At 71.9% G+C, this 17,806-nt stretch carries 15 protein-coding genes and 3 tRNA genes; 11 read left to right on the forward strand and 7 right to left on the reverse strand.

Annotation, left to right across the window (positions count from 1 at the left end; translation table 11 throughout):
* Window positions 1–93 precede the first annotated feature (93 nt).
* Entirely contained in the window at window positions 94–1,731 is a 1,638-nt protein-coding gene (locus KYT88_RS04240; protein WP_237583781.1) for a lipopolysaccharide biosynthesis protein, read from the forward strand.
* Here KYT88_RS04240 and KYT88_RS04245 read toward each other — a convergent pair.
* Complete coding sequence (locus KYT88_RS04245) at window positions 1,728–3,032, reverse strand: endo-1,4-beta-xylanase (protein ID WP_043588292.1); 1,305 nt, start codon at window positions 3,030–3,032, stop codon at window positions 1,728–1,730. The two genes, KYT88_RS04240 and KYT88_RS04245, sit on opposite strands and share 4 nt — an antisense overlap.
* Window positions 3,033–3,287: 255 nt before the next feature.
* Here KYT88_RS04245 and KYT88_RS04250 point away from each other — a divergent pair, with 255 nt between their 5' ends.
* Entirely contained in the window at window positions 3,288–4,331 is a 1,044-nt protein-coding gene (locus KYT88_RS04250) for an NAD-dependent epimerase/dehydratase family protein (RefSeq protein ID WP_043588294.1), read from the forward strand.
* 99 nt (window positions 4,332–4,430) lie between these two features.
* Here the strand turns inward: KYT88_RS04250 and KYT88_RS04255 are convergent, their stop codons facing one another.
* Window positions 4,431–5,252 (reverse strand): TspO/MBR family protein, encoded by an 822-nt coding sequence (locus tag KYT88_RS04255; RefSeq protein WP_237583782.1) that lies wholly within the window; start codon window positions 5,250–5,252, stop codon window positions 4,431–4,433.
* A gap of 80 nt (window positions 5,253–5,332) precedes the next feature.
* Between KYT88_RS04255 and KYT88_RS04260 the strand changes: the two genes are divergently transcribed.
* Together KYT88_RS04260 and KYT88_RS04265 are read left to right on the forward strand one after the other, a co-directional pair.
* Window positions 5,333–5,836 (forward strand): MarR family winged helix-turn-helix transcriptional regulator, encoded by a 504-nt coding sequence (locus tag KYT88_RS04260; RefSeq protein WP_237583783.1) that lies wholly within the window; start codon window positions 5,333–5,335, stop codon window positions 5,834–5,836.
* Window positions 5,833–6,573, forward strand: a complete 741-nt coding sequence (locus KYT88_RS04265; protein ID WP_043588295.1) for a YqjF family protein — start codon at window positions 5,833–5,835, stop codon at window positions 6,571–6,573. The genes KYT88_RS04260 and KYT88_RS04265 overlap by 4 nt, the downstream gene beginning before the upstream one ends.
* A gap of 40 nt (window positions 6,574–6,613) precedes the next feature.
* Here the strand turns inward: KYT88_RS04265 and KYT88_RS04270 are convergent, their stop codons facing one another.
* Complete coding sequence (locus tag KYT88_RS04270) at window positions 6,614–8,449, reverse strand: glycoside hydrolase family 15 protein (RefSeq protein ID WP_043588297.1); 1,836 nt, start codon at window positions 8,447–8,449, stop codon at window positions 6,614–6,616.
* Window positions 8,450–8,687: 238 nt separating this feature from the next.
* Here KYT88_RS04270 and KYT88_RS04275 point away from each other — a divergent pair, with 238 nt between their 5' ends.
* The 3 genes from KYT88_RS04275 (at window position 8,688) to KYT88_RS04285 (ending at window position 11,031) form a co-directional block, all read left to right on the forward strand.
* A complete protein-coding gene (locus tag KYT88_RS04275) occupies window positions 8,688–9,221 on the forward strand; it encodes an O-acetyl-ADP-ribose deacetylase (RefSeq protein ID WP_043588300.1) in 534 nt (177 codons plus the stop codon).
* A gap of 497 nt (window positions 9,222–9,718) precedes the next feature.
* Entirely contained in the window at window positions 9,719–10,570 is an 852-nt protein-coding gene (locus tag KYT88_RS04280) for a GAF domain-containing protein (protein ID WP_043588302.1), read from the forward strand.
* Window positions 10,567–11,031: a Panacea domain-containing protein gene (locus KYT88_RS04285; protein ID WP_043588304.1), complete on the forward strand. Its 465-nt coding sequence runs from the start codon at window positions 10,567–10,569 to the stop codon at window positions 11,029–11,031. Before KYT88_RS04280 ends, KYT88_RS04285 begins: the two co-directional genes overlap by 4 nt.
* 1,066 nt (window positions 11,032–12,097) lie before the next feature.
* On the opposite strand, the gene KYT88_RS04295 is transcribed toward KYT88_RS04285, so the two are convergent.
* The 3 genes from KYT88_RS04295 to KYT88_RS04305 form a co-directional block, all read right to left on the reverse strand.
* A tRNA-Phe gene (locus KYT88_RS04295) sits at window positions 12,098–12,173 on the reverse strand.
* 69 nt (window positions 12,174–12,242) lie between these two features.
* Window positions 12,243–12,319, reverse strand: a tRNA-Asp gene (locus tag KYT88_RS04300).
* Between the two features lie 21 nt (window positions 12,320–12,340).
* Window positions 12,341–12,416: transfer RNA gene (locus KYT88_RS04305), tRNA-Glu, on the reverse strand.
* Between the two features lie 426 nt (window positions 12,417–12,842).
* Between KYT88_RS04305 and KYT88_RS04310 the strand changes: the two genes are divergently transcribed.
* Both KYT88_RS04310 and KYT88_RS04315 read left to right on the forward strand, forming a co-directional pair.
* Window positions 12,843–14,138 carry a peptidoglycan DD-metalloendopeptidase family protein gene (locus KYT88_RS04310; RefSeq protein WP_043588399.1) on the forward strand — a complete coding sequence of 432 codons (1,296 nt, stop codon included), beginning with the start codon at window positions 12,843–12,845 and terminating at the stop codon, window positions 14,136–14,138.
* Between the two features lie 13 nt (window positions 14,139–14,151).
* Complete coding sequence (locus KYT88_RS04315; RefSeq protein WP_051629438.1) at window positions 14,152–15,522, forward strand: C40 family peptidase; 1,371 nt, start codon at window positions 14,152–14,154, stop codon at window positions 15,520–15,522.
* A 96-nt stretch (window positions 15,523–15,618) separates the two neighbouring features.
* On the opposite strand, the gene KYT88_RS04320 is transcribed toward KYT88_RS04315, so the two are convergent.
* Window positions 15,619–16,146 (reverse strand): inorganic diphosphatase, encoded by a 528-nt coding sequence (locus tag KYT88_RS04320; protein ID WP_012037526.1) that lies wholly within the window; start codon window positions 16,144–16,146, stop codon window positions 15,619–15,621.
* A 54-nt stretch (window positions 16,147–16,200) separates the two neighbouring features.
* On the opposite strand from KYT88_RS04320, the gene tilS reads away from it, so the two are divergent.
* Both tilS and hpt read left to right on the forward strand, forming a co-directional pair.
* On the forward strand, window positions 16,201–17,226 hold the full coding sequence (gene tilS / locus KYT88_RS04325) for a tRNA lysidine(34) synthetase TilS (RefSeq protein ID WP_043588312.1): 1,026 nt from the start codon (window positions 16,201–16,203) through the stop codon (window positions 17,224–17,226).
* 1 nt (window position 17,227) lies between these two features.
* The gene (gene hpt / locus KYT88_RS04330; RefSeq protein WP_043588313.1) at window positions 17,228–17,779 is read left to right on the forward strand and encodes a hypoxanthine phosphoribosyltransferase; all 552 of its coding nucleotides are present in this window, start codon (window positions 17,228–17,230) and stop codon (window positions 17,777–17,779) included.
* The last annotated feature ends 27 nt before the right edge of the window (window positions 17,780–17,806 follow it).

The following is a 17,806-nucleotide window of genomic DNA, read 5'->3' on the forward strand; positions in this document are numbered from 1 at the left end:
ACCCCACCACCCGACACCCGAGCTCGCGGTGATCCGGCCGTCACCCGCGGCCGACCCGATCGCCACCCCTCCTCGACCCGACGACGGAGCCCCATGCATCCCGCCCTGCCCGGCGACCCCGCGTCCGCCGCCGCTCCCGCGCCCGAGACGCCGCCCGCCGCCACGCAGGGCCTCGGCGCCCGCGCGGCCCGCGGCGCGATCGTCACGATCGGCGCGCAGCTCGTGCGGATCCTCATCCAGGTCGCGTCCGTCGTCGTCCTCGCCCGGCTGCTCACGCCCACCGACTACGGCCTGCTCGCGATGGTGCTCGCCATCATCGGCGTCGGCGAGATCTTCCGCGACTTCGGCCTCTCCAACGCGGCCATCCAGGCGCGTGACCTCAGCCGCGGCCAGCGCGACAACCTCTGGTGGATCAACGCCGGCATCGGCCTCGTGCTCGCCGCGCTCGTCTTCTGCGCGGCCTGGCCGCTCGCGGCGGTCTTCGGTCACGACGAGCTCATCCCCATCGCCCACGCCCTCAGCCTCACCTTCGTCTTCAACGGCCTCGCGACCCAGTACCGCGCGAGCCTCACCCGCAGCCTCCGCTTCCGCGCGCTCGCGACGGCCGACGTCACGGCTCCCGCGGTCGCGCTCCTCGTCGCGATCGGCGGCGCGCTCCTCGGCTGGGGCTACTGGGCGCTCGTCGCGCAGCAGCTCACGCAGACGCTCGTGCTGCTCGCGCTCGCGGTCGGCTTCGCCCGCTGGATCCCGCGCCTCCCGAGCCGCGGCGAGCCGATGGGCCCGCTGCTGCGCTTCGGATGGAACATGGTCTCGAGCCAGATGGTCGGCTACGTCAGCAACAACATCGACACGTTCCTCGTGGGCCTCCGCTTCGGCGCCGGCTCGCTCGGCATCTACAACCGCGCGTTCCAGCTGCTGATGACGCCGCTCGCGCAGATCCGCAGCCCCCTCACCACGGTCGCGATCCCCGTGCTCTCGCGCCTCGCCGACGAGCAGCGCCGCTTCGCCGACTACGTCGCGCGCGGCCAGCTCGCCCTCGGCTACACGCTCGGCGCGGGCCTCGGCCTCGTCGCGGCCACCGCCGTGCCGATCACCGCGGTGTTCCTCGGGCCGCAGTGGGACAGCGTCGCGCCGATCCTCCGCCTCCTCGCCATCGCCGGGATCTTCGACACCCTCGCCTTCGTCGGCTACTGGGTCTACGTCTCGCGCGGCCTGACGGGCGACCTCTTCCGCTTCTCGCTGCTGAGCGCGGTGATCAAGGTGAGCTGCATCCTCATCGGCTCCTCGTTCGGCATCGTGGGCATCGCCGCCGGGTACGCGGCCGCGCCCGCGATCTGCTGGCCGATCTCGCTGTGGTGGCTCTCGCGCAAGGCCCCGATCCCGACGCGCCGGCTCTACATGGGCGCCCTCCGGATCATCGGCGTCGTGGGTTCGGTGAGCGTCGCGACCGGCGCGCTCCTCGCCATGGTCGACACCGGATCCGACGTGCTGCAGCTCCTCGCGGGCGTCGGCACGACCGCGGTGCTCTACGCGCTCGCGATCGCGTTCGTCCCGGCCGTGCGCCGCGACGTGCGCGGGGTGCTCGACCTGGCGCGCGTGCTCCCGCGCGCCCGCCGGGGGAGCGGGGTCGCGGCCGGCAGCGCGCCCGCGACGGACGAAGACGGCGGCGCGGCCGGCGTCGACGCGGCCGCGGGTGCCGACGCCGCGACCCGCGCTCGCGCCTCCGCCTAGCCGAGCGTCGCGTCCGCCTCCGACGCCCCCGCAGCGACGGCCACCACGGCCGCGCGCCCGGCGTGCGCCACCCGCACGCCGCCCGCGAACGCCGTCACGCGCACGCGCCCCTCCGCGTCCGTCCGCGACGTGGTCGGCGCGAGTCGCCACTCCTCGCGGATCAGCCGGCGGAGCGCCTCGTACGACGGCTTCGGCGTGCCATCCGCCCGCACCAGGCCGCCGGGCGCGCCGAGCCACATGCCGTCGTCGGTGAGCCCCCAGTAGGTGATGGCCGCCACGGCCGGGTGCCCGACGAGCGAGCGGTAGTGTCGCTCGATCTCGTCCGCCTGCCGCTCCTCGCCCGCGGGCGTCGACGGCCAGCTCTCGACCCGGAAGTCGTTGAGGTCGGTGATCTCCGGCGGCATCGGATCGCCCGAGAGCAGCGTCGTCTCCGTCATGTGGATCGGCAGCCCGAACCGCGCGAACCGATCGACGATGCCGAGCACCTCCTCCTCGCCGCGGTAGCCCTGGTGCATGTGGGTCTGCAGTCCGATCGCATCCACGGGGATCCCCTCACCGAGCACCTCCTCGATGAGCTCCTCGTAGGCGGGCGACAGGTCGAAGTCGTTGAGGATCAGCGTGGCGGCCGGGTTCGCGCCGCGTGCCTCGTCGAAGGCCAGGCGCACCATCGCGAGCCGGCCGCGCGCCGCCGCGAGCCGGGTGATGCCGTTGTCCTCCCGATCGAACACGGGCATGATCACGGCCTCGTTGATGGCGTCCCAGGTGTCGATCACCCCGGCGAAGTCGCCCACATCCCGCCGGATCCGCTCCCGCTGCACGCGCTCCACCTCGTCGAGCGGCAGGTCGAGCAGCCAGGGCGCTGTCACCGTGTGCCACACGAGCGGGTGCCCCTTCACGTCCACGCCGCGCTCACGCAGCCAGCGGGCGGTCGTGAGGAGCCGCTCGGTGTCCGGCCGCCCGCGCACGGGTTCGAACCGGCCCCAGTAGAAGGGGAGCGTGGCGGTGTCGAACACGTCGAGCCACTGCTCCGCGAGGCGCTCCAGCCCCTCGAGGCGCGCGCCGCCGAAGGCCTCGACGCCCGCGGCCTCGGGATCCGTCTCGCCGTTCGCCAGCGGGATGAGGTCGAAGCCGATGTTGCCGAACGCGATGTCCTGCGACGCCTGCTCGACCTGCACGTCGGCGTGCCGGAGCGCCTCCCCGTCGGCACCGCGGACCGTGATCACCGCATCCGCGCGGCGGGCGTCGGGGATCGCGGTCGGGCGGCGCCCGGCGGAGGACGGATCGGATGGCGTGGCGGGCATGGGTCCCTCTCGAGGGTCGGCGCCACGCGCCCGGCACCCGCGCGCCGCGAGGCAGGGAGGGGAGCGGGCCGCGGGCGGATGCGTCGGTGCGGTCGTTGCGGAACCTACGCGGGGCGCGCGGCGGACGTCCACGGCGCCCCCGATGTCCGCAACCTTTCCCCCTCCGCGACGGGTGGGGAGGGGGCGGCAGCGGGCGTAGCGTGCACGCAGGGCGCGGATCCGACCGGCGCCCCCGCTTCGATGACGAGGACCCCCGTGACCGCACACGCCGCCCGCCTGTCCGTGCTCTACCTCGGGGGGACGGGCACCATCAGCGCCGCGTGCGTCCGTGCGTCCGTCGCCGCCGGGATGGACGTGACGGTGGTCAACCGCGGCGCCGACGCGAAGGGGCGGGGCACACCCGACGGGGTCACCACGCGCGTCGCCGACGTCCAGGACCCGGCCGCTCTCCTCGCCGCGATCGGCGACCGCACCTTCGACGCTGTCGTCGACTTCCTGTCCTTCGACGCCGCGGGCGCCGACGGCCGGGTCGGGCTGTTCGCCGGCCGCACCCGCCAGTTCGTGGCCATCAGCTCGGCGTCGATCTACCGCAAGCCCGCGCTGCAGACGCCCATCACCGAATCGACGCTCCGCGCGAACCCGTCCCTCTCCTACGCGCGCGACAAGATCGCGATGGAGGACGCCTTCCTCCGCCACCACGCCGCGAGCGGCTTCCCCGTGGTGATCGTCCGCCCGTCCCACACGTACGACGAGGCGAGCCCGCCGCTCGCGGGCGACTGGACCGTGGTCGACCGCATCGCGCGCGGTGACGAGGTCGTGGTCCCGGGCGACGGCACGTCCCTGTGGACGCTCACGCACGCGGACGACTTCGCGGTCGGCCTCGTCGGCATCCTCGGCGACGAGCGCGCGGTCGGCGAGGCGCTGCACATCACGAGCGACGACGTGATGACGTGGGACCGGATCCACCACCTCGTCGCCGACGCGCTCGGCGTCGAGGCGCGGCTGGTGCACGTGCCCGCCGAGCAGTTCCCCATCGTGGAGCCCGACTGGTGCTGGTCGGAGCTCGTCCTCGGCGACCTCTCGCACAGCGCCGTGTTCGACACGACGCGGATCCGCCGTCTGGTCCCCGCGTTCCAGCCGCGGATCCCGTTCCACCTCGCGGTCCGCGGCGTGGTCGCGTGGCGGGCGGCCCACCCCGAGCTCACGCGGCCGGACGCGGACACCGACCGCAGGATCCAGCGCCTCGTCGACGCGAAGCACGCGGCAGACGCCGCCTACCGCGCAGCCGCGGCGGGCTGATCCGGCGCCGGCCCACCCGCGGCCGGCCGACGCGCGGCCGGCCGACGCGCGGCCGGCCGACCCGCGGCCGGCCGACGCACGGCCGGCCGACGCACGGCGCTAGCGGGCGGCGGCGACCGCGGGACGCGCGGCGACCCGCCCGGTCCACCCGGCACGTGCGCGGGCGACGAGCGTCACGACCACGACCGCGGCGGCCGCCACGACCGCGGCCACGGCGGCGGGCGTCGACAGCAGCTCGCCCGTGAGCCGTCCGACGGCGACCCACGCGAGGCCCCAGGCGATCGCCGCGGAGGGCGCGAGCCGCCCGCCGTCGCGGAGCGCGAGCACCGCGCCGACGAGGCCGGCGACCGCCAGCAGCACGACGGCCCAGGCGTCGCGCCCGGTGGTGCCGGGCTGGAAGCCCGACGCCGTGAGGATCGAGGCGATGTTCGCGATCGACGCGACGCTCACCCACCCCAGGTAGAGGCCCATGGTCCCGTCGAGCACGACGCCCTCGACCGCGTTCCGGGGCCGCGTCGCCATGAGCGCGCGGAAGACCCACATCAGCGTCACGAGCAGCGCCACGATCACGACGCCGCTGAGCACCAGGGCGCCTGCCTGCGCGGTGAGGATCCACACGGCGTTGAGCACGAGCGTCACGGCGACGGGGTAGCCGACGCGGCGCTGGCGCTCGTCGGCGCGCTGGGCGGGGAGCGCCTGCCAGATCGTGTACGCGACGAGGCCGAGGTAGATCACGCTCCAGATCGAGAACGCGGGGCCGGCCGGCGCGACAGGCGTGTAGCTCGCGCTCAAGGCACCGCTCGACGCGTTCTGGATGCTCTGGTCGCTGAACGCGCCCGACCCGAACGCGGAGCCGATGACGGCGAACGCCATGCTCGAGATGACGACGATCTGGCGGACGATGTCCTTCACGGTGCCCATGCGGCCTGCTCCTCTACGATGGGATGGTCAGCAGGCGGATAGTAAGCCTGCTGACAATGACTGTAGCAGGAGGTGCGCGCATGGCGGCAGGGATGTCCGCCCAGGACGAGCTGGCCAGCTGGCCGACGGGTCGGCTGCTGTCCACGGCGGCGCGCGCGGTCGAGCACGCCTGGTCGGAGGCGCTCGCGACCCTCGGCGTGACGCACGCGGGCCTCATCGCGCTGCACCTGCTCCGCGACGGGCCGCTCAGCCAGATCCAGCTCGCCCGCTCCGCGCACGTCGAGACGCAGACCATGTCGCGCACGCTCGAGCGGCTGGAGCGGGAGGGGCTCGTGTCGCGCGCGCCGGATCCCGCCGACCGCCGCCGCCACGTCGTCGCGCGCACCGAGGCGGGCACCGAGGCGTGGGAGCGCGCGCAGGCCCTGGAGCAGGACGTCGTCCCGGAGCTCGCCCGCTCGGAGGAGATGCGCCGCGGCCTCATCGACGTGATCCGCGCGGCCGGCCGCCCCGCGCCCGCCGATGCATCGCCCGCGTCGCCTGCCGGCACCGCCGCGCCCGCCGACACCCCGGGGCGCGCACGATGACCCGCCCCGCGGATCCCGTCTCCGCCGCCGCCCCCGACCTGCCCGGCCGCGCGGTCATCCGCCAGGTCTGGAGCGACCTCGCCTTCGTGCACTGGCGCGTGGATCCCGCGCTCGTCGCCCCGCTCCTCCCGCCGGGCACGCGCCCCGACGTCCACGACGGATCCAGCTGGGTCGGCCTCATCCCGTTCGTCCTGTCCCGCAGCGCCTTCCCGCCCCTGCCCGCCGTGCCGTGGGCCGGCACGTTCGCCGAGCTCAACGTGCGCCTCTACAGCGTCGGCGACGACGGCCGCCGCGGCGTGGTCTTCCGCTCGCTCGAGGCCGCGAAGCTGCTGCCCACCATCGGCGCGCGCGTCGGTCTCGGCCTGCCCTACATGTGGGCGTCGATGACGCACGAGGAGCACGACGGCGTCGTCACCTACACCTCGCGCCGGCACACGGGCGCGCGCCCGTCGTCGCGCATCTCGGTGCGACCGCTCGGCGAGGAGGTGGAGGGGGATCCGCTCGCCGACTTCCTCACCGCGCGCTGGGGCATGCACGTGGCCCGCGGCGGCGTCACGCGGTACTGGCCGAACACGCACGACGCGTGGACCCTGCAACGGGCCGAGCTCGTCGGCCTCGACGACGAGCTCGTCGCGGCGGCGGGCCTCCGCGGCATCGTCGACCGCGCGCCCGACTCGGTGCTCTTCTCCCGCGGCGTCCGCACGGAGTTCGCCGGCCCGCTCCGCCCGCGCGCGTAGCCCGCGGCCCGCGCGGCCCGCGCGGCGTGGGCGGCCCGCGCTACCGCTTCGCGCGCGGCGTCCGCGTCGAGCGGACCTTCCCGCCCGACAGCTCGTCGATCGTGAGCGCCGCGCTCACGAGCGCGAGGTGGCTGAGCCCCTGCGGCAGGTTCCCGAGGAACGCGTGGTCGTCGGCGTCGATCATCTCGGAGTACAGGCCGACGTCGTTGCCCAGGTCGACCAGCTGGTCCATGAGCTCGCGCGCCTCGTCCATCCGCCCGACGCACGCGTACGCGCCGGCCAGCCAGAAGGCGCACGCCGTGAACGTGCCCTCCTCCTCGGGCATGCCGGAGTAGCGGTACAGCAGCGGCCCGCGGCCGAGCTCCGAGCGCAGCGCGTCGAGCGTGGAGGACATGCGCTCGCCGCGGTCGAAGCCGGAGATCGAGTGCAGCAGGATGCTCGCGTCGAGCCGCTGGCTGCCCGGGTGCATCACGTAGGCCCCGCGTCCCTCGTCCCAGCACTCCTCCTCGACCCACGTGCGGATCCGGTCGCGCTCGGCCCGCCACCGGTCCGGCACGCCGGGGATCTGGCCGAGCTCCGCGAGCTCGACGGCGCAGTCGAGCGCCTGCCAGCAGCCGAGCTTCGACGTCGTGTAGTGCTGCTCGTCCTCGAGCTCCCACATGCCGGCGTCGCGCTTCTGCCACATGTCGCAGGTGCGGTCGGCGAAGGTCGCGAGGAGCCGGCCGGTCTCGGCGTCGAGCACGTTGCCGTCGCGGACGTAGGTGCGCACCACGTCGAACAGGTCGCCGAACACGCCCAGCTGCAGCTGGGACTGCGCGTCGTTGCCGTCGACGACGGGCCCGACGCCGCGCCAACCCGGCACCTCCGGGTTCGAGCTGCCCTCGGGCACGCCGCCCTCCAGCGAGTAGAAGACGTGGAGGTCGGGGCCGTTGTCGCGGATCGTGCGGAGCATCCAGGACACCGCCGCGTGCGTCTCCTCGCGGAGACCGAACTTCACGAGCGCGTTCACCGTGTACGCGAGGTCGCGCACCCAGGCGAAGCGGTAGTCCCAGTTCTTGCCGCCGCCCATCCGCTCGGGCAGCGAGGTCGTCGCGGCCGCGGCGATGGATCCGGTGGGCGCGTGCACGAGCAGCTTGAGCGCGAGGGCGCTGCGCTGCACGGCCTCGGCCCACTCGCCCTCGTAGCGGAACTCGGCGCTCCAGTACTCCCAGTTGCGGATGGTGCGGTCGATGCCCTCGTCCACGATCTCCGGGTTCGGGATTCGCACGGGCTCCCGCTCGGTGCCCACCATCGTGATGACGTGGCGCGACCCCTCCTTCGTGGTGAAGGCGCCGGACAGCGACTGCGTCCCGGGCTCGGCGGGGCCGTGGTCGAGGCCGACGACCGCGAGCGTCACGCCGTCCACGCGGATGACGGGGCCGTTGTGCGTCGTCTGCACCCACGGCGACGACGTGCCGAGCGCGGTGCCGGGCGCGACGAGCCAGCTCATCGCGACCTCGCCCGCGAGCCCCTCGACCCGGCGCCCCAGCTCCGACCACGGCAGCCGCCCGGCGACGCCGGTCACTAGCGCGTCTGTCACCCGCACGCTGCCCGACGCCGTGGTGAATGTGGTGGTGAGCACGTTGGTGCCGGGCACGTAGGCGCGCGTCACCTCGAAGTCCTCGTCGGGCCGCAGCGTGACCCGGCCGCCGTGCGGGGCGTCGAGGATCGCCGCGAACGCGGGCGGCGTGTGCAGGTTCGGCAGCGGCAGCCAGTCGATGTCGCCGTCCTCCGCGATGAGGGCGACGGTGCGCCCGTCCCCGATGGCGGCGTAGCTGCGGAGCGCGACGTAGCCGTCGGTGCGCTCGGGGGCGGGGCGGGATGCGGGCGTTGCCATGGGACTCCTGTCGACGCCGGCAGGAGGGCACCGACCGCTCCAGTATCCCCGGGTCCCCTCCGCGCGACCGGGCCGTCGACCGGAAGCGGACTCGCGGGGTCGCCCAATCCCTTCTTCCTCGGCCTCCGAATACCTCCGATGCGCCCGGAGCCCACCCGAACGGTTCCGGTCGCCGCCCGCCGGACAGCGTCGTCCGCGCGGGTCCACCGCCCGCGACGACCCGGGCCAGGCTGGATCCATGACGCTCATCGAGGCCGTGCGCGGCGACATCACCCGGCAGGACGTCGATGCGATCGTCAATGCCGCGAATTCGTCGCTCCTCGGCGGCGGGGGAGTGGACGGGGCGATCCACCGCGCGGCCGGTCCCGAGCTGCTCGCCGCCTGCCGCCGCATCCGCGCCGACGAGCTGCCGGACGGCCTGCCCGCGGGCGACGCGATCGCGACGCCCGGCTTCCGCCTGCCCGCGCGCCACGTCATCCACACGGTCGGCCCGGTCTGGTCGGCGTCCCACGATCGCACCGCGGTACTCGCGAGCGCCTACCGCCGGTCGGTCGAGGTGGCGTCCGCCCTCGGGATCCGCAGCGTCGCCTTCCCCGCGGTCTCGGCGGGCGTCTACGGCTGGCCGGTGGACGACGCGGCGCGCGTGGCGGTCTCCGCGGTGCGTGGCGCGCTCGCCGACGGGGCGGCCGACGGCATCGAGCTGGTCCGCTTCGTGCTCTTCTCCCGCGAGGTGCTCGCGGCCTTCGAGGCGGCGCTCGCGTCCGGGATCTGAGCCGACCCGGGAATGAGGACGCCGGCCCTGACGTCTATGACGGGGACCGGCGGGTGGTGCCTGGACGCGGCGTCGATCCGCGGACCTTTCGATTTTCAGTCGAACACAGGCTCGCCCAAGTACGGCGAGCGCGGAGCTGATCCTGATGTTCGAAGCATCGTTGGGTCACTTGCGGTGGGCCTCGATGGCAACGAATGCGTGCCAATTGTGGTCAGCGTGTGGGCAAGGCAAAAAACGGCCCCGTTCGGGTGGCATGCTCCCGCCCTGAAAACGACGACACTTACAACTGTGCTACTCAGCACGACTACCGAAGGGTGCTGATGGGCGTTCGAGAGCCTCAAGAGGGAAGCGTTCCGCCCGCGGCGAAGGCGAGCAACACCCTCAGCGACGGATTCTGGACATGGGGGGCTCTCGTCCTGGCTCTTGTCCTGGCCGCATTCGGTACCACCGGGGTCGGGTTCGCAGTGTCTCCTGAGGAGGGTGTCAATTCGACTCTCATGCTTGGCAGTGTTGTCGTGCTGGTGGCGGGCTTTGCTTTGGAAGTCGTGAATCAGGTGCACGGCATCCGGCAGGCAGCGCGAGACGAGCGCAGGCGTATGAAGCACTTGACGCGGTTCAACGATGAGCTCTCCTCTGTACTGCAGGTTGTGATCGAGCTGCTGATGTCCGACCAAGACAAGGCTGCCAGCGCTCGATTCTTTGCCGCGGCCCTCCGGGAAGCCCGGCACCTCATGTCACACGACGGAGTGCGTATCTGCGTGTACAAGCTGGATGAAGCTGATGAGGCGCAGGACGGCGACGTATCGGGGACCGAGGACGAAGCCGTGATCCTGGCCAGCTCCAAATACCTGCGACTTGAGTCCTTTGGCGGACGAAGCGATCGACCTCGTAACGAGTTCACCGCCGACACTCCGCACGGCGCGGCGGTCATCGAGACGGCGGAAGGACACCGCGCAGTTTCGATCAGCAATCCCTACCAGACCGAGATCCCTGTGGATCGCCCGGCCAACAGTGTTTGGCAGTCCACCCTCCTCATCCCGCTCAAGGACGGTGCAGAGTCCCTCGGAGTCCTGATGCTCGACACTCGGGAGCCGGTCGAGTTCACGACAGAGGACATCAGCATCGGATGGACCATCGCGCAGGTCATCGCTCTCGGTATGGGAGCGCTGCGGCGCGGAGGTGTAGATCCCTCACCTGAGTTGGCCACCGCGCGCGGGCGCCTGCAGCAGCTGACCGAGGCCCGGATCAGGTTCGGCGTTGGTGGACATACCGCGGGTCAGACGCCGGCGGCGTCTGCAGCAGAGGCTAGTGTCAAAGAGGACAAGGGCGAGGAGGGACGATCTCGATGACGAACATCCACGACGTCGCGGCGTACATCACGCAGCGCTTCACCGGGCCCATCTCCACCATGAAGCTTCAGAAGCTGACGTACTTCAGCCAGGGCTGGACGCTCGCCCTGCTGGGAAGACCACTGTTCGAAGAGCAATTTTCAGCTTGGACTCGAGGACCAGTCGCCTACGCCTTGTACAACGAGCACAGGGGCCTCTACTCGGTCAGCGATTGGCGCCGGGGAGATGCCAACGCCGTCAGCGACGAAGAACGGGTTGTCATCGACGCCGTCCTCAGCAACTACGGGGCTCTCTCAGGCGCAGAGTTGAGCGATCTCACGCACCGCCGCGATACGCCGTGGGCGGAAGCACGAGCCCGCGTCGGTGCCATCGAGGGCGCGCCGGCGAACGAGACGATCGACCGTGAGGCGATGACTCGGTACTTCCGCAGGAGTTTCGATCACCGGCCCGAACTAGCCTGACTAGTGCTCGTGAACGGCACACAGAAGCCCCGGGCTCGTCCTTAAGGGGAACTCGGGGGCTTCATCTTAGGGCCATCAGCCAGGCGACGGTTGCTGTCGTGTAGCACTAAGAGCAGACCCCTCAAGCCGCAAGTGCTCGTCCGAGACGTGTCCCGAAAGCCAGCCGGAGAGTGTCTCCAACGTGTTCTGCGCCCAGCGCTGGCCGGGGAAGAGAACCCTCAGCAGGTCGTCCGGGCTCAAAGGTGGCGTGCCCGCTACAGGTTGCAGAAGGGCTTGTGCCTCGGCCCAAATTGCCAGGCCCTCGGAGTGCTTGATCGCCAACCAGTCGCCCGACAGTACGTCCCCTGAGGACAGTGAAGCCCTGTACACAGCGATGCGCCCTCGCAAGTCACGGAGAAGCGGCGCAACTTCCTCCATGGACGGGTTCATTGACACCATCTGCGCGAGAGCCAGTATCACGCCCTCCGCGGCGCTATGCCTGCGCTCGAGGTAGTGGCTACGTGCCGCTGCTCGGCGCTCGATCCTTGCTAGCCACAGGGCGAAGAGAGTCGGGATTAATATCGCGGCGAGCGGGATGATCGCGTCCTTCACGAGTCCCCACTGCCACGAGCTCCACCAGCCACTGTCCATGTGTCGAACATAGCTGTCCGCCAAGAGATGCAATCGTCGTCGCTTTGCTGAGCGCGAATCTCACTTGCAAATCGAATTGCTGTCATACACCAAAAGGCTGCGGGGAGGAAACTTCCATTGCCGGCACTTCGATTCCGCCGTTCGGGATATTTAGGACGGCGATCCCGACTTCCCGAAGGTCACCATGCACGACCTCCGGCACGCGGCGGCAAGCCGGGCAGTCGCGGCAGGCGCCAATCTGAAGTCGGTGGAGCGAATGCTCGGCACGCGTCGGCCGCGATGACGCTCAACATGTACACGGACTTGTTCGACGACGACCTCGACGCCGTCGCTGCGGCTCTGATTAACTACGCCTCGCGCGCAGTTGCGGGCAGAGCACGACGTGGTGCCGATCACGAAAAACGCCGATCCTCAGTGAATCACTGGGACCGGCGGGTGGTGCCTGGACGCGGCGTCGATCCGCGGACCTTTCGATTTTCAGTCGAACGCTCTACCAACTGAGCTACCCAGGCGAGCGGGCGACTTGCGAGAAGACGCCCACATCGGACAGAAGCCCTCTCGTGAGAGAGGGCTCATATCCGTGGCGACCCTGACGGGACTTGAACCCGCGACCTCCGCCGTGACAGGGCGGCACGCTAACCAGCTGCGCTACAGGGCCTTGCATGTCGATCACATTGCCTGGTGACCCCAACGGGATTCGAACCCGTGTTAACGCCGTGAAAGGGCGCCGTCCTAGGCCACTAAACGATGGGGCCGCTCGCCCTGGTCTCCCAGGTCTCGCAGCAACCGACACGTCAGCATAACCGCACTCCGGGCGAGGACTCAAATCGGCCGTCCCCGTGCGCACCCTCGCCCCGCGGGCATGCGGATCGGGCGGCGTGTCGCCTCCTCGTCCACGGGCTCGGGGAGCGGCTGGCGGGCGCTCGTCCTGGCCTCCTGCCAGGTTCGCGACACGGCCAGCGCGCTGCCGCAGTCTGCCCCTTCCGCGGGGTTAGCCTTCGGTCGACCCTCCCGGGGAGGGGATCCCCGTGCTGGATCCCCGCGTCGGCGCGCTGTGCGCCGCCGGACCCCGTTGCTACTGTGAAAGCCGGTGAAGGCGTGACGGATGTGATCCGCGCTCCCCGCCGGCCCTGCAGGGAGGCGCAGCCGGCCAGCCGGGCGACACGATGATCGGGATCACCATGCACCATGACCTCCTCCGGAGCTCGCGCGCCTCGGGCGCCCGACGATCGCGCCCGCGCGGACGCCGCAGCCTCCAGGCCATCGTCGCCATCGCCGCCGTCCTCCTCACCGGCTCGATCGCCGCGCCCGCCCACGCCGACACCTTCGCCTCCTGGGACGACGTGCAGAAGGCGCGCGGCGACGAGCAGGCGCAGCAGGCGCTCGTGCAGCGGATCAACGACGAGATCGCCTCCCTCCAGCAGAAGGTCGTCGACGCGCAGGCCCTCGTGGTCCAGCGCGGCGACGAGCACGACAAGGCCCAGCAGGATGCGGACAACAAGCACGCCGAGACCGTCCTGCTCCAGCAGAAGGTCGACGCGGCCGCGGCGAAGGCCACCAAGTCCCAGGAGCAGGCTGCCGGCCTCGCCAAGCAGCTGATGCGCTCCGGCGGCCAGAACCTCTCCGGCACCCTCCTCCTCAGCGAGGGCGACGGCACCGACGACCTCCTCGACAAGCTCGGCACCATGAGCAAGGTCGCCGAGAAGTCCGACCAGATCTACGCCATCGCCCTCCAGGACCGCAACGCCGCCAAGTCCCTCAGCGACCAGGCCCAGGTGGCGCTCACGGAGCTCGACGCGCTGAACGCGAAGGCCGAGCAGCTGCTCGAGGAGGCCGCCCAGGCGCAGCTGGACCTCGAGCAGGCGCTCGAGGACCAGAGCGCGCAGAAGGCCGACGCCGACGCGAAGCTCTCCGTCATCACCGAGAACCGCGAGGCCACCGAGGACGACTACCAGGCCGGCGTCCGCAAGCGGCAGGCCGACGCGGACGCGCTCGCCGCGAGCCAGGGCAGCGCGGGCGGCGACGTCTCGCCCGGCGCCATCAGCGCATCCGGCTGGACGGCGCCGCTGCCGGGAGCCGTCACGAGCAGCAAGTTCGGGTACCGCGTCCACCCGATCTACCACACCACGATCATGCACGCGGGCGAGGACCTCGTCCGCGGATACAGCTGCGGCGAGACCCAGTACGCCGCCCACTCGGGCACCGTGGCCTTCGCGGGCCGGAACGGCGGCTACGGCAACTACATCCGCATCGACCACGGCGGCGGCGTCGCCTCCGCCTACGGGCACATCATGGACGGCGGCACGCTCGTCCGCACCGGCCAGCAGGTCGTCGCGGGCCAGCCCATCGCCCGCACGGGCACCACGGGCGGCTCCACCGGCTGCCACCTCCACTTCGAGATCCGCATCAACGGGAACGCCGTCGACCCGGTGGCGTTCATGCACGGCCAGGGCGTCTCCATCACCAGCACGCATTGACATGAGGAACGACATGAACCACCTCCGCCCGACCACGGTCGTCATCTCCACGATCGCCGTGGGGGTGATCGCGGTGTCCAGCGGCGTCGCCGCCCAGACCGCGTTCGCCGCCACCGACTACCCCTCGTGGGCCGACGTGCAGGCGGCGAAGGCGAACCAGGCCGACACGCAGGCCGCGATCGACCGCGTGACCGAGCTGGTCACGGGGCTGCAGGAGTCCGCGGACCACTCGAACAAGGCCGCGCTGATCGCGGGCGAGAAGTACGCCGAGGCGCAGGCCGCGCGCGACGCCAAGGCCGACGAGCTCGCGCGCCTGCAGAAGAAGGCAGACGAGGCGCAGGCCACGGCCCTCACCAGCCGGATGCGCGCCGGGCTCCTCGCGAGCCACCTCGCGCGGGCGGGCGGCCAGGACATCACGGCGAGCCTCTTCGCCTCCGACGGCGACGACGCGGAGGAGCTGCTGCGCTCGCTCGGCACCATGACGAAGCTGTCCGAGAGCACCCAGTCCGTGTACCAGCAGGCCCTCGCCGACCGCAACAGCGCCGCGTCGCTGAGCCAGCAGGCGCAGGTGGCCAAGGACGACCTCGCCACGCTCGCGGACGAGGCCCAGAAGGCGCTCGACGACGCGAACTCCGCCGCCGCGACGGCGCAGGCCGCCGTCACCGAGCAGACCCGCAACAGCGACCAGCTCATCGCCCAGCTGGCGCTCCTCAAGGACTCCACCTCGGAGATCGAGGCGCAGTACATCCAGGGCATCACGCAGCCGCCCATCCCCGCAGCAGTGGCCGCACCGGCGCCGTCCTCCGGCGGATCCGGCTCGGGCGGCGGATCCTCGGCGGGGGGCTCCTCGTCCGGTGGGGGCGGATCCTCGTCCGGCGGCGGATCCAGCGCTCCCGCCCCCGTGACCCAGCAGCCGTCGCGTCCCGCGCCCGGCCCGGCTCCGGCGCCGGCCCCCGCTCCCGCGCCGGCCCCCGCTCCCGCGCCGGCTCCCGCTCCGGCGCCCTCGGGCAACGCCGCGCAGGTCGCCATCGCGTTCGCGAAGGCCCAGCTCGGCGAGTCGTACGTGCTCGGCGGCGCGGGCCCGAACGTGTGGGACTGCTCGGGTCTCGTGATGATGGCCTACCGCGCTGCGGGCATCGACGTCGGCAGCCACTCGGTGAGCAGCCAGTACAACACCATGCAGGCGAGGGGACGCCTCGTGCCGTTCTCGCAGCGCCAGGCCGGCGACATCGTCTTCTGGAACGACGGCAGCGGCTTCTACCACGACGCCATCTCGCTCGGCGGGAACACGATCATCGCGGCGCCGAAGCCCGGCGACGTGGTGAAGATCCAGGCCCTCTGGGGTGGCAGCGACATCATGCCGTACGTCGGACGACCCGGCTGATCCCGAGCCGTCACGCCACGACGCCCGCCTCACCGCATCTGCTGCGGGGGGCGGGCGTCGTCGTGTCAGCCGCGCGGGCTCAGGGGATGACGGGGATCAGGCGTCCTCGTCCGGCTCGCCGCCGTGGCCGTGGCCGTCGCCCTCGGCCTGGAGCTTCTCGAAGCCGGCCTGCACGATGCGCTCGGCCTCGGCCGCGTCGCCCCAGCCCTCGGTCTTGACCCACTTGCCGGGCTCGAGGTCCTTGTAGTGCTCGAAGAAGTGCTCGATCTCGTTGCGCGTCTGCTGCGGCACGTCGTCGATGTCCTGGATGTGCGCCCAGCGCGGGTCCTTGGCGGGCACGCCGATGACCTTGGAGTCGATGCCGGCCTCGTCGCTCATGTTGAACACGCCGACCGGGCGGATGGAGACGCCGACGCCGGGGAAGACCGGGTACTCGAGGAGCACGAGCACGTCGACGGGGTCGCCGTCGAGGCCCAGCGTGTTCTCGAAGTAGCCGTAGTCGGTGGGGTAGACGAACGACGTGAAGAGCACCCGGTCGAGGTACACGCGACCCGTCTCGTGGTCGACCTCGTACTTGTTGCGGGACCCCTTGGGGATTTCGACGACGACGTCGTAGCTGGCCATGCGCGTGCTCCTCGTGGTTCTGACGTGGGCGGATTGCTGCCATAACGTTAGTGGATGCCCTCCGAGCGCCCCCGTCTCACCCCCGCCGTCGCGGACCTCAGGCGGGCGGTCCGCGAGGCGCTCGCCGGGCTCGATCCGTCCTCGTCCGGACCCGTCCTCGTCGCCCTCTCCGGGGGCGCCGACTCGCTCGCCCTGGCCGCGGCCGCCGCCTTCGAAGGGCCGCGCGCGGGCGTCGCCGCGGGTGCCGTGGTCGTCGACCACGGCCTGCAGGACGGATCAGCCGCCGTCGCCGAGCGGGCCGCCGAGGCCGCGCGCGACCTCGGACTCGCGCCGGTCGTCGTGACGCGCGTGCGGGTGGACAGGAGCGCATCCGGTCCCGAGGCCGCCGCCCGCGCCGCCCGCTACTCCGCGTTCGACGACGCGCTCCGGGACACCGGATCCCGCGCGCTGCTCCTCGCCCACACCCTCGACGACCAGGCGGAGACCGTGCTGCTCGGGCTCGCGCGGGGATCCGGCGCCGCGAGCCTGCACGGCATGGCCGCGTCGACGCCCGCGCGCGCCGCTGACGCCGTCTACCTGCGTCCGCTGCTCGGGATCCGCGCGGCCGTCACCCGCGCCGCGTGCGCCGACCAGGGCCTCGACCCGTGGCAGGACCCGCACAACGCCGACCCCGCCTACGCCCGCGTCCGCGTCCGCCACGACGTCCTGCCCGTGCTCGAGCGCGAGCTGGGCCCCGGCATCGCCGAGGCCCTCGCGCGCACGGCCGACCAGCTGCGCGAGGACGACGACGCGCTCGAGCACTTCGCCGCCGAGATGATCGAGGAGATCGCCGACCACGCCGAGGCCGGCATCTCCCTCGAGGTCGCGTCGCTCCTGGCCGCGCCGCCCGCGCTGCGGCACCGGCTGATCCGTCTCGCGGCCCGGGAGGAGTTCGCGGCGCACCTCTCGCGGACGCACGTCCTGGAGGTCGCGCGGCTCGTCACCGACTGGCACGGGCAGGGGCCGGTCGACCTGCCGGGCGTTAGGGTCGTACGCAAGGACGGGCTCATCGTCCTCAGCGCCAGGACGACGGAAGAGTGACATGAGATCCACCGACATCGCCGACGACCTGACCGAGGTCCTCCACACCGAGGAGGAGATCCACGGCCGCATCGCCGAGATGTGCCGCGAGATCGAGCGCGACAACCCGGGGGAGGAGCTGCTCCTCGTGGGCGTGCTGAAGGGCGCGGTCATGGTCATGGCCGACCTCGCGCGCGAGCTCGAGCTGCCGATCCACATGGACTGGATGGCGGTCAGCTCCTACGGCTCCGGCACCAAGTCGAGCGGCGTCGTCCGCATCCTCAAGGACCTCGACGCCGACCTCACCGGCCGGCGCGTGCTCATCGTCGAGGACATCATCGACTCCGGGCTCACGCTCTCCTGGCTGCTGGCCAACCTGCGCTCGCGCGGCGCGGCGAGCGTCGAGGTGTGCGCCCTGCTGCGCAAGCCCGAGGCCGCGAAGATCGCGGTCGACGTGAAGTACGTGGGCTTCGAGATCCCGGACGACTTCGTGGTCGGCTACGGCCTCGACTTCGCCGAGCGCTACCGCAACCTCCGCGACGTGGCGATCCTCGCGCCGCACGTCTACAGCTGAGGCGCCCCGCTCCTCTTACCCGCCTCC

The organism is Clavibacter sp. A6099, assembly GCF_021919125.1.
GTDB lineage: Bacteria > Actinomycetota > Actinomycetes > Actinomycetales > Microbacteriaceae > Clavibacter > Clavibacter seminis.

Bases quoted from the DNA above. Each gene is read 5' to 3' on its own strand.
- hpt (WP_043588313.1), top strand. From the start codon at position 17,228: ATGAGATCCACCGACATCGCCGACGACCTGACCGAGGTCCTCCACACC.
- KYT88_RS04280 (WP_043588302.1), top strand. From the start codon at position 9,719: ATGCTTGGCAGTGTTGTCGTGCTGGTGGCGGGCTTTGCTTTGGAAGTC.
- KYT88_RS04245 (WP_043588292.1), bottom strand. From the start codon at position 3,032: ATGCCCGCCACGCCATCCGATCCGTCCTCCGCCGGGCGCCGCCCGACC.
- KYT88_RS04240 (WP_237583781.1), top strand. From the start codon at position 94: ATGCATCCCGCCCTGCCCGGCGACCCCGCGTCCGCCGCCGCTCCCGCG.
- KYT88_RS04275 (WP_043588300.1), top strand. From the start codon at position 8,688: ATGACGCTCATCGAGGCCGTGCGCGGCGACATCACCCGGCAGGACGTC.
- KYT88_RS04265 (WP_043588295.1), top strand. From the start codon at position 5,833: ATGACCCGCCCCGCGGATCCCGTCTCCGCCGCCGCCCCCGACCTGCCC.
- KYT88_RS04255 (WP_237583782.1), bottom strand. From the start codon at position 5,252: ATGGGCACCGTGAAGGACATCGTCCGCCAGATCGTCGTCATCTCGAGC.
- KYT88_RS04315 (WP_051629438.1), top strand. From the start codon at position 14,152: ATGAACCACCTCCGCCCGACCACGGTCGTCATCTCCACGATCGCCGTG.
- KYT88_RS04285 (WP_043588304.1), top strand. From the start codon at position 10,567: ATGACGAACATCCACGACGTCGCGGCGTACATCACGCAGCGCTTCACC.
- tilS (WP_043588312.1), top strand. From the start codon at position 16,201: ATGCCCTCCGAGCGCCCCCGTCTCACCCCCGCCGTCGCGGACCTCAGG.
- KYT88_RS04270 (WP_043588297.1), bottom strand. From the start codon at position 8,449: ATGGCAACGCCCGCATCCCGCCCCGCCCCCGAGCGCACCGACGGCTAC.
- KYT88_RS04310 (WP_043588399.1), top strand. From the start codon at position 12,843: ATGCACCATGACCTCCTCCGGAGCTCGCGCGCCTCGGGCGCCCGACGA.
- KYT88_RS04320 (WP_012037526.1), bottom strand. From the start codon at position 16,146: ATGGCCAGCTACGACGTCGTCGTCGAAATCCCCAAGGGGTCCCGCAAC.
- KYT88_RS04260 (WP_237583783.1), top strand. From the start codon at position 5,333: ATGGCGGCAGGGATGTCCGCCCAGGACGAGCTGGCCAGCTGGCCGACG.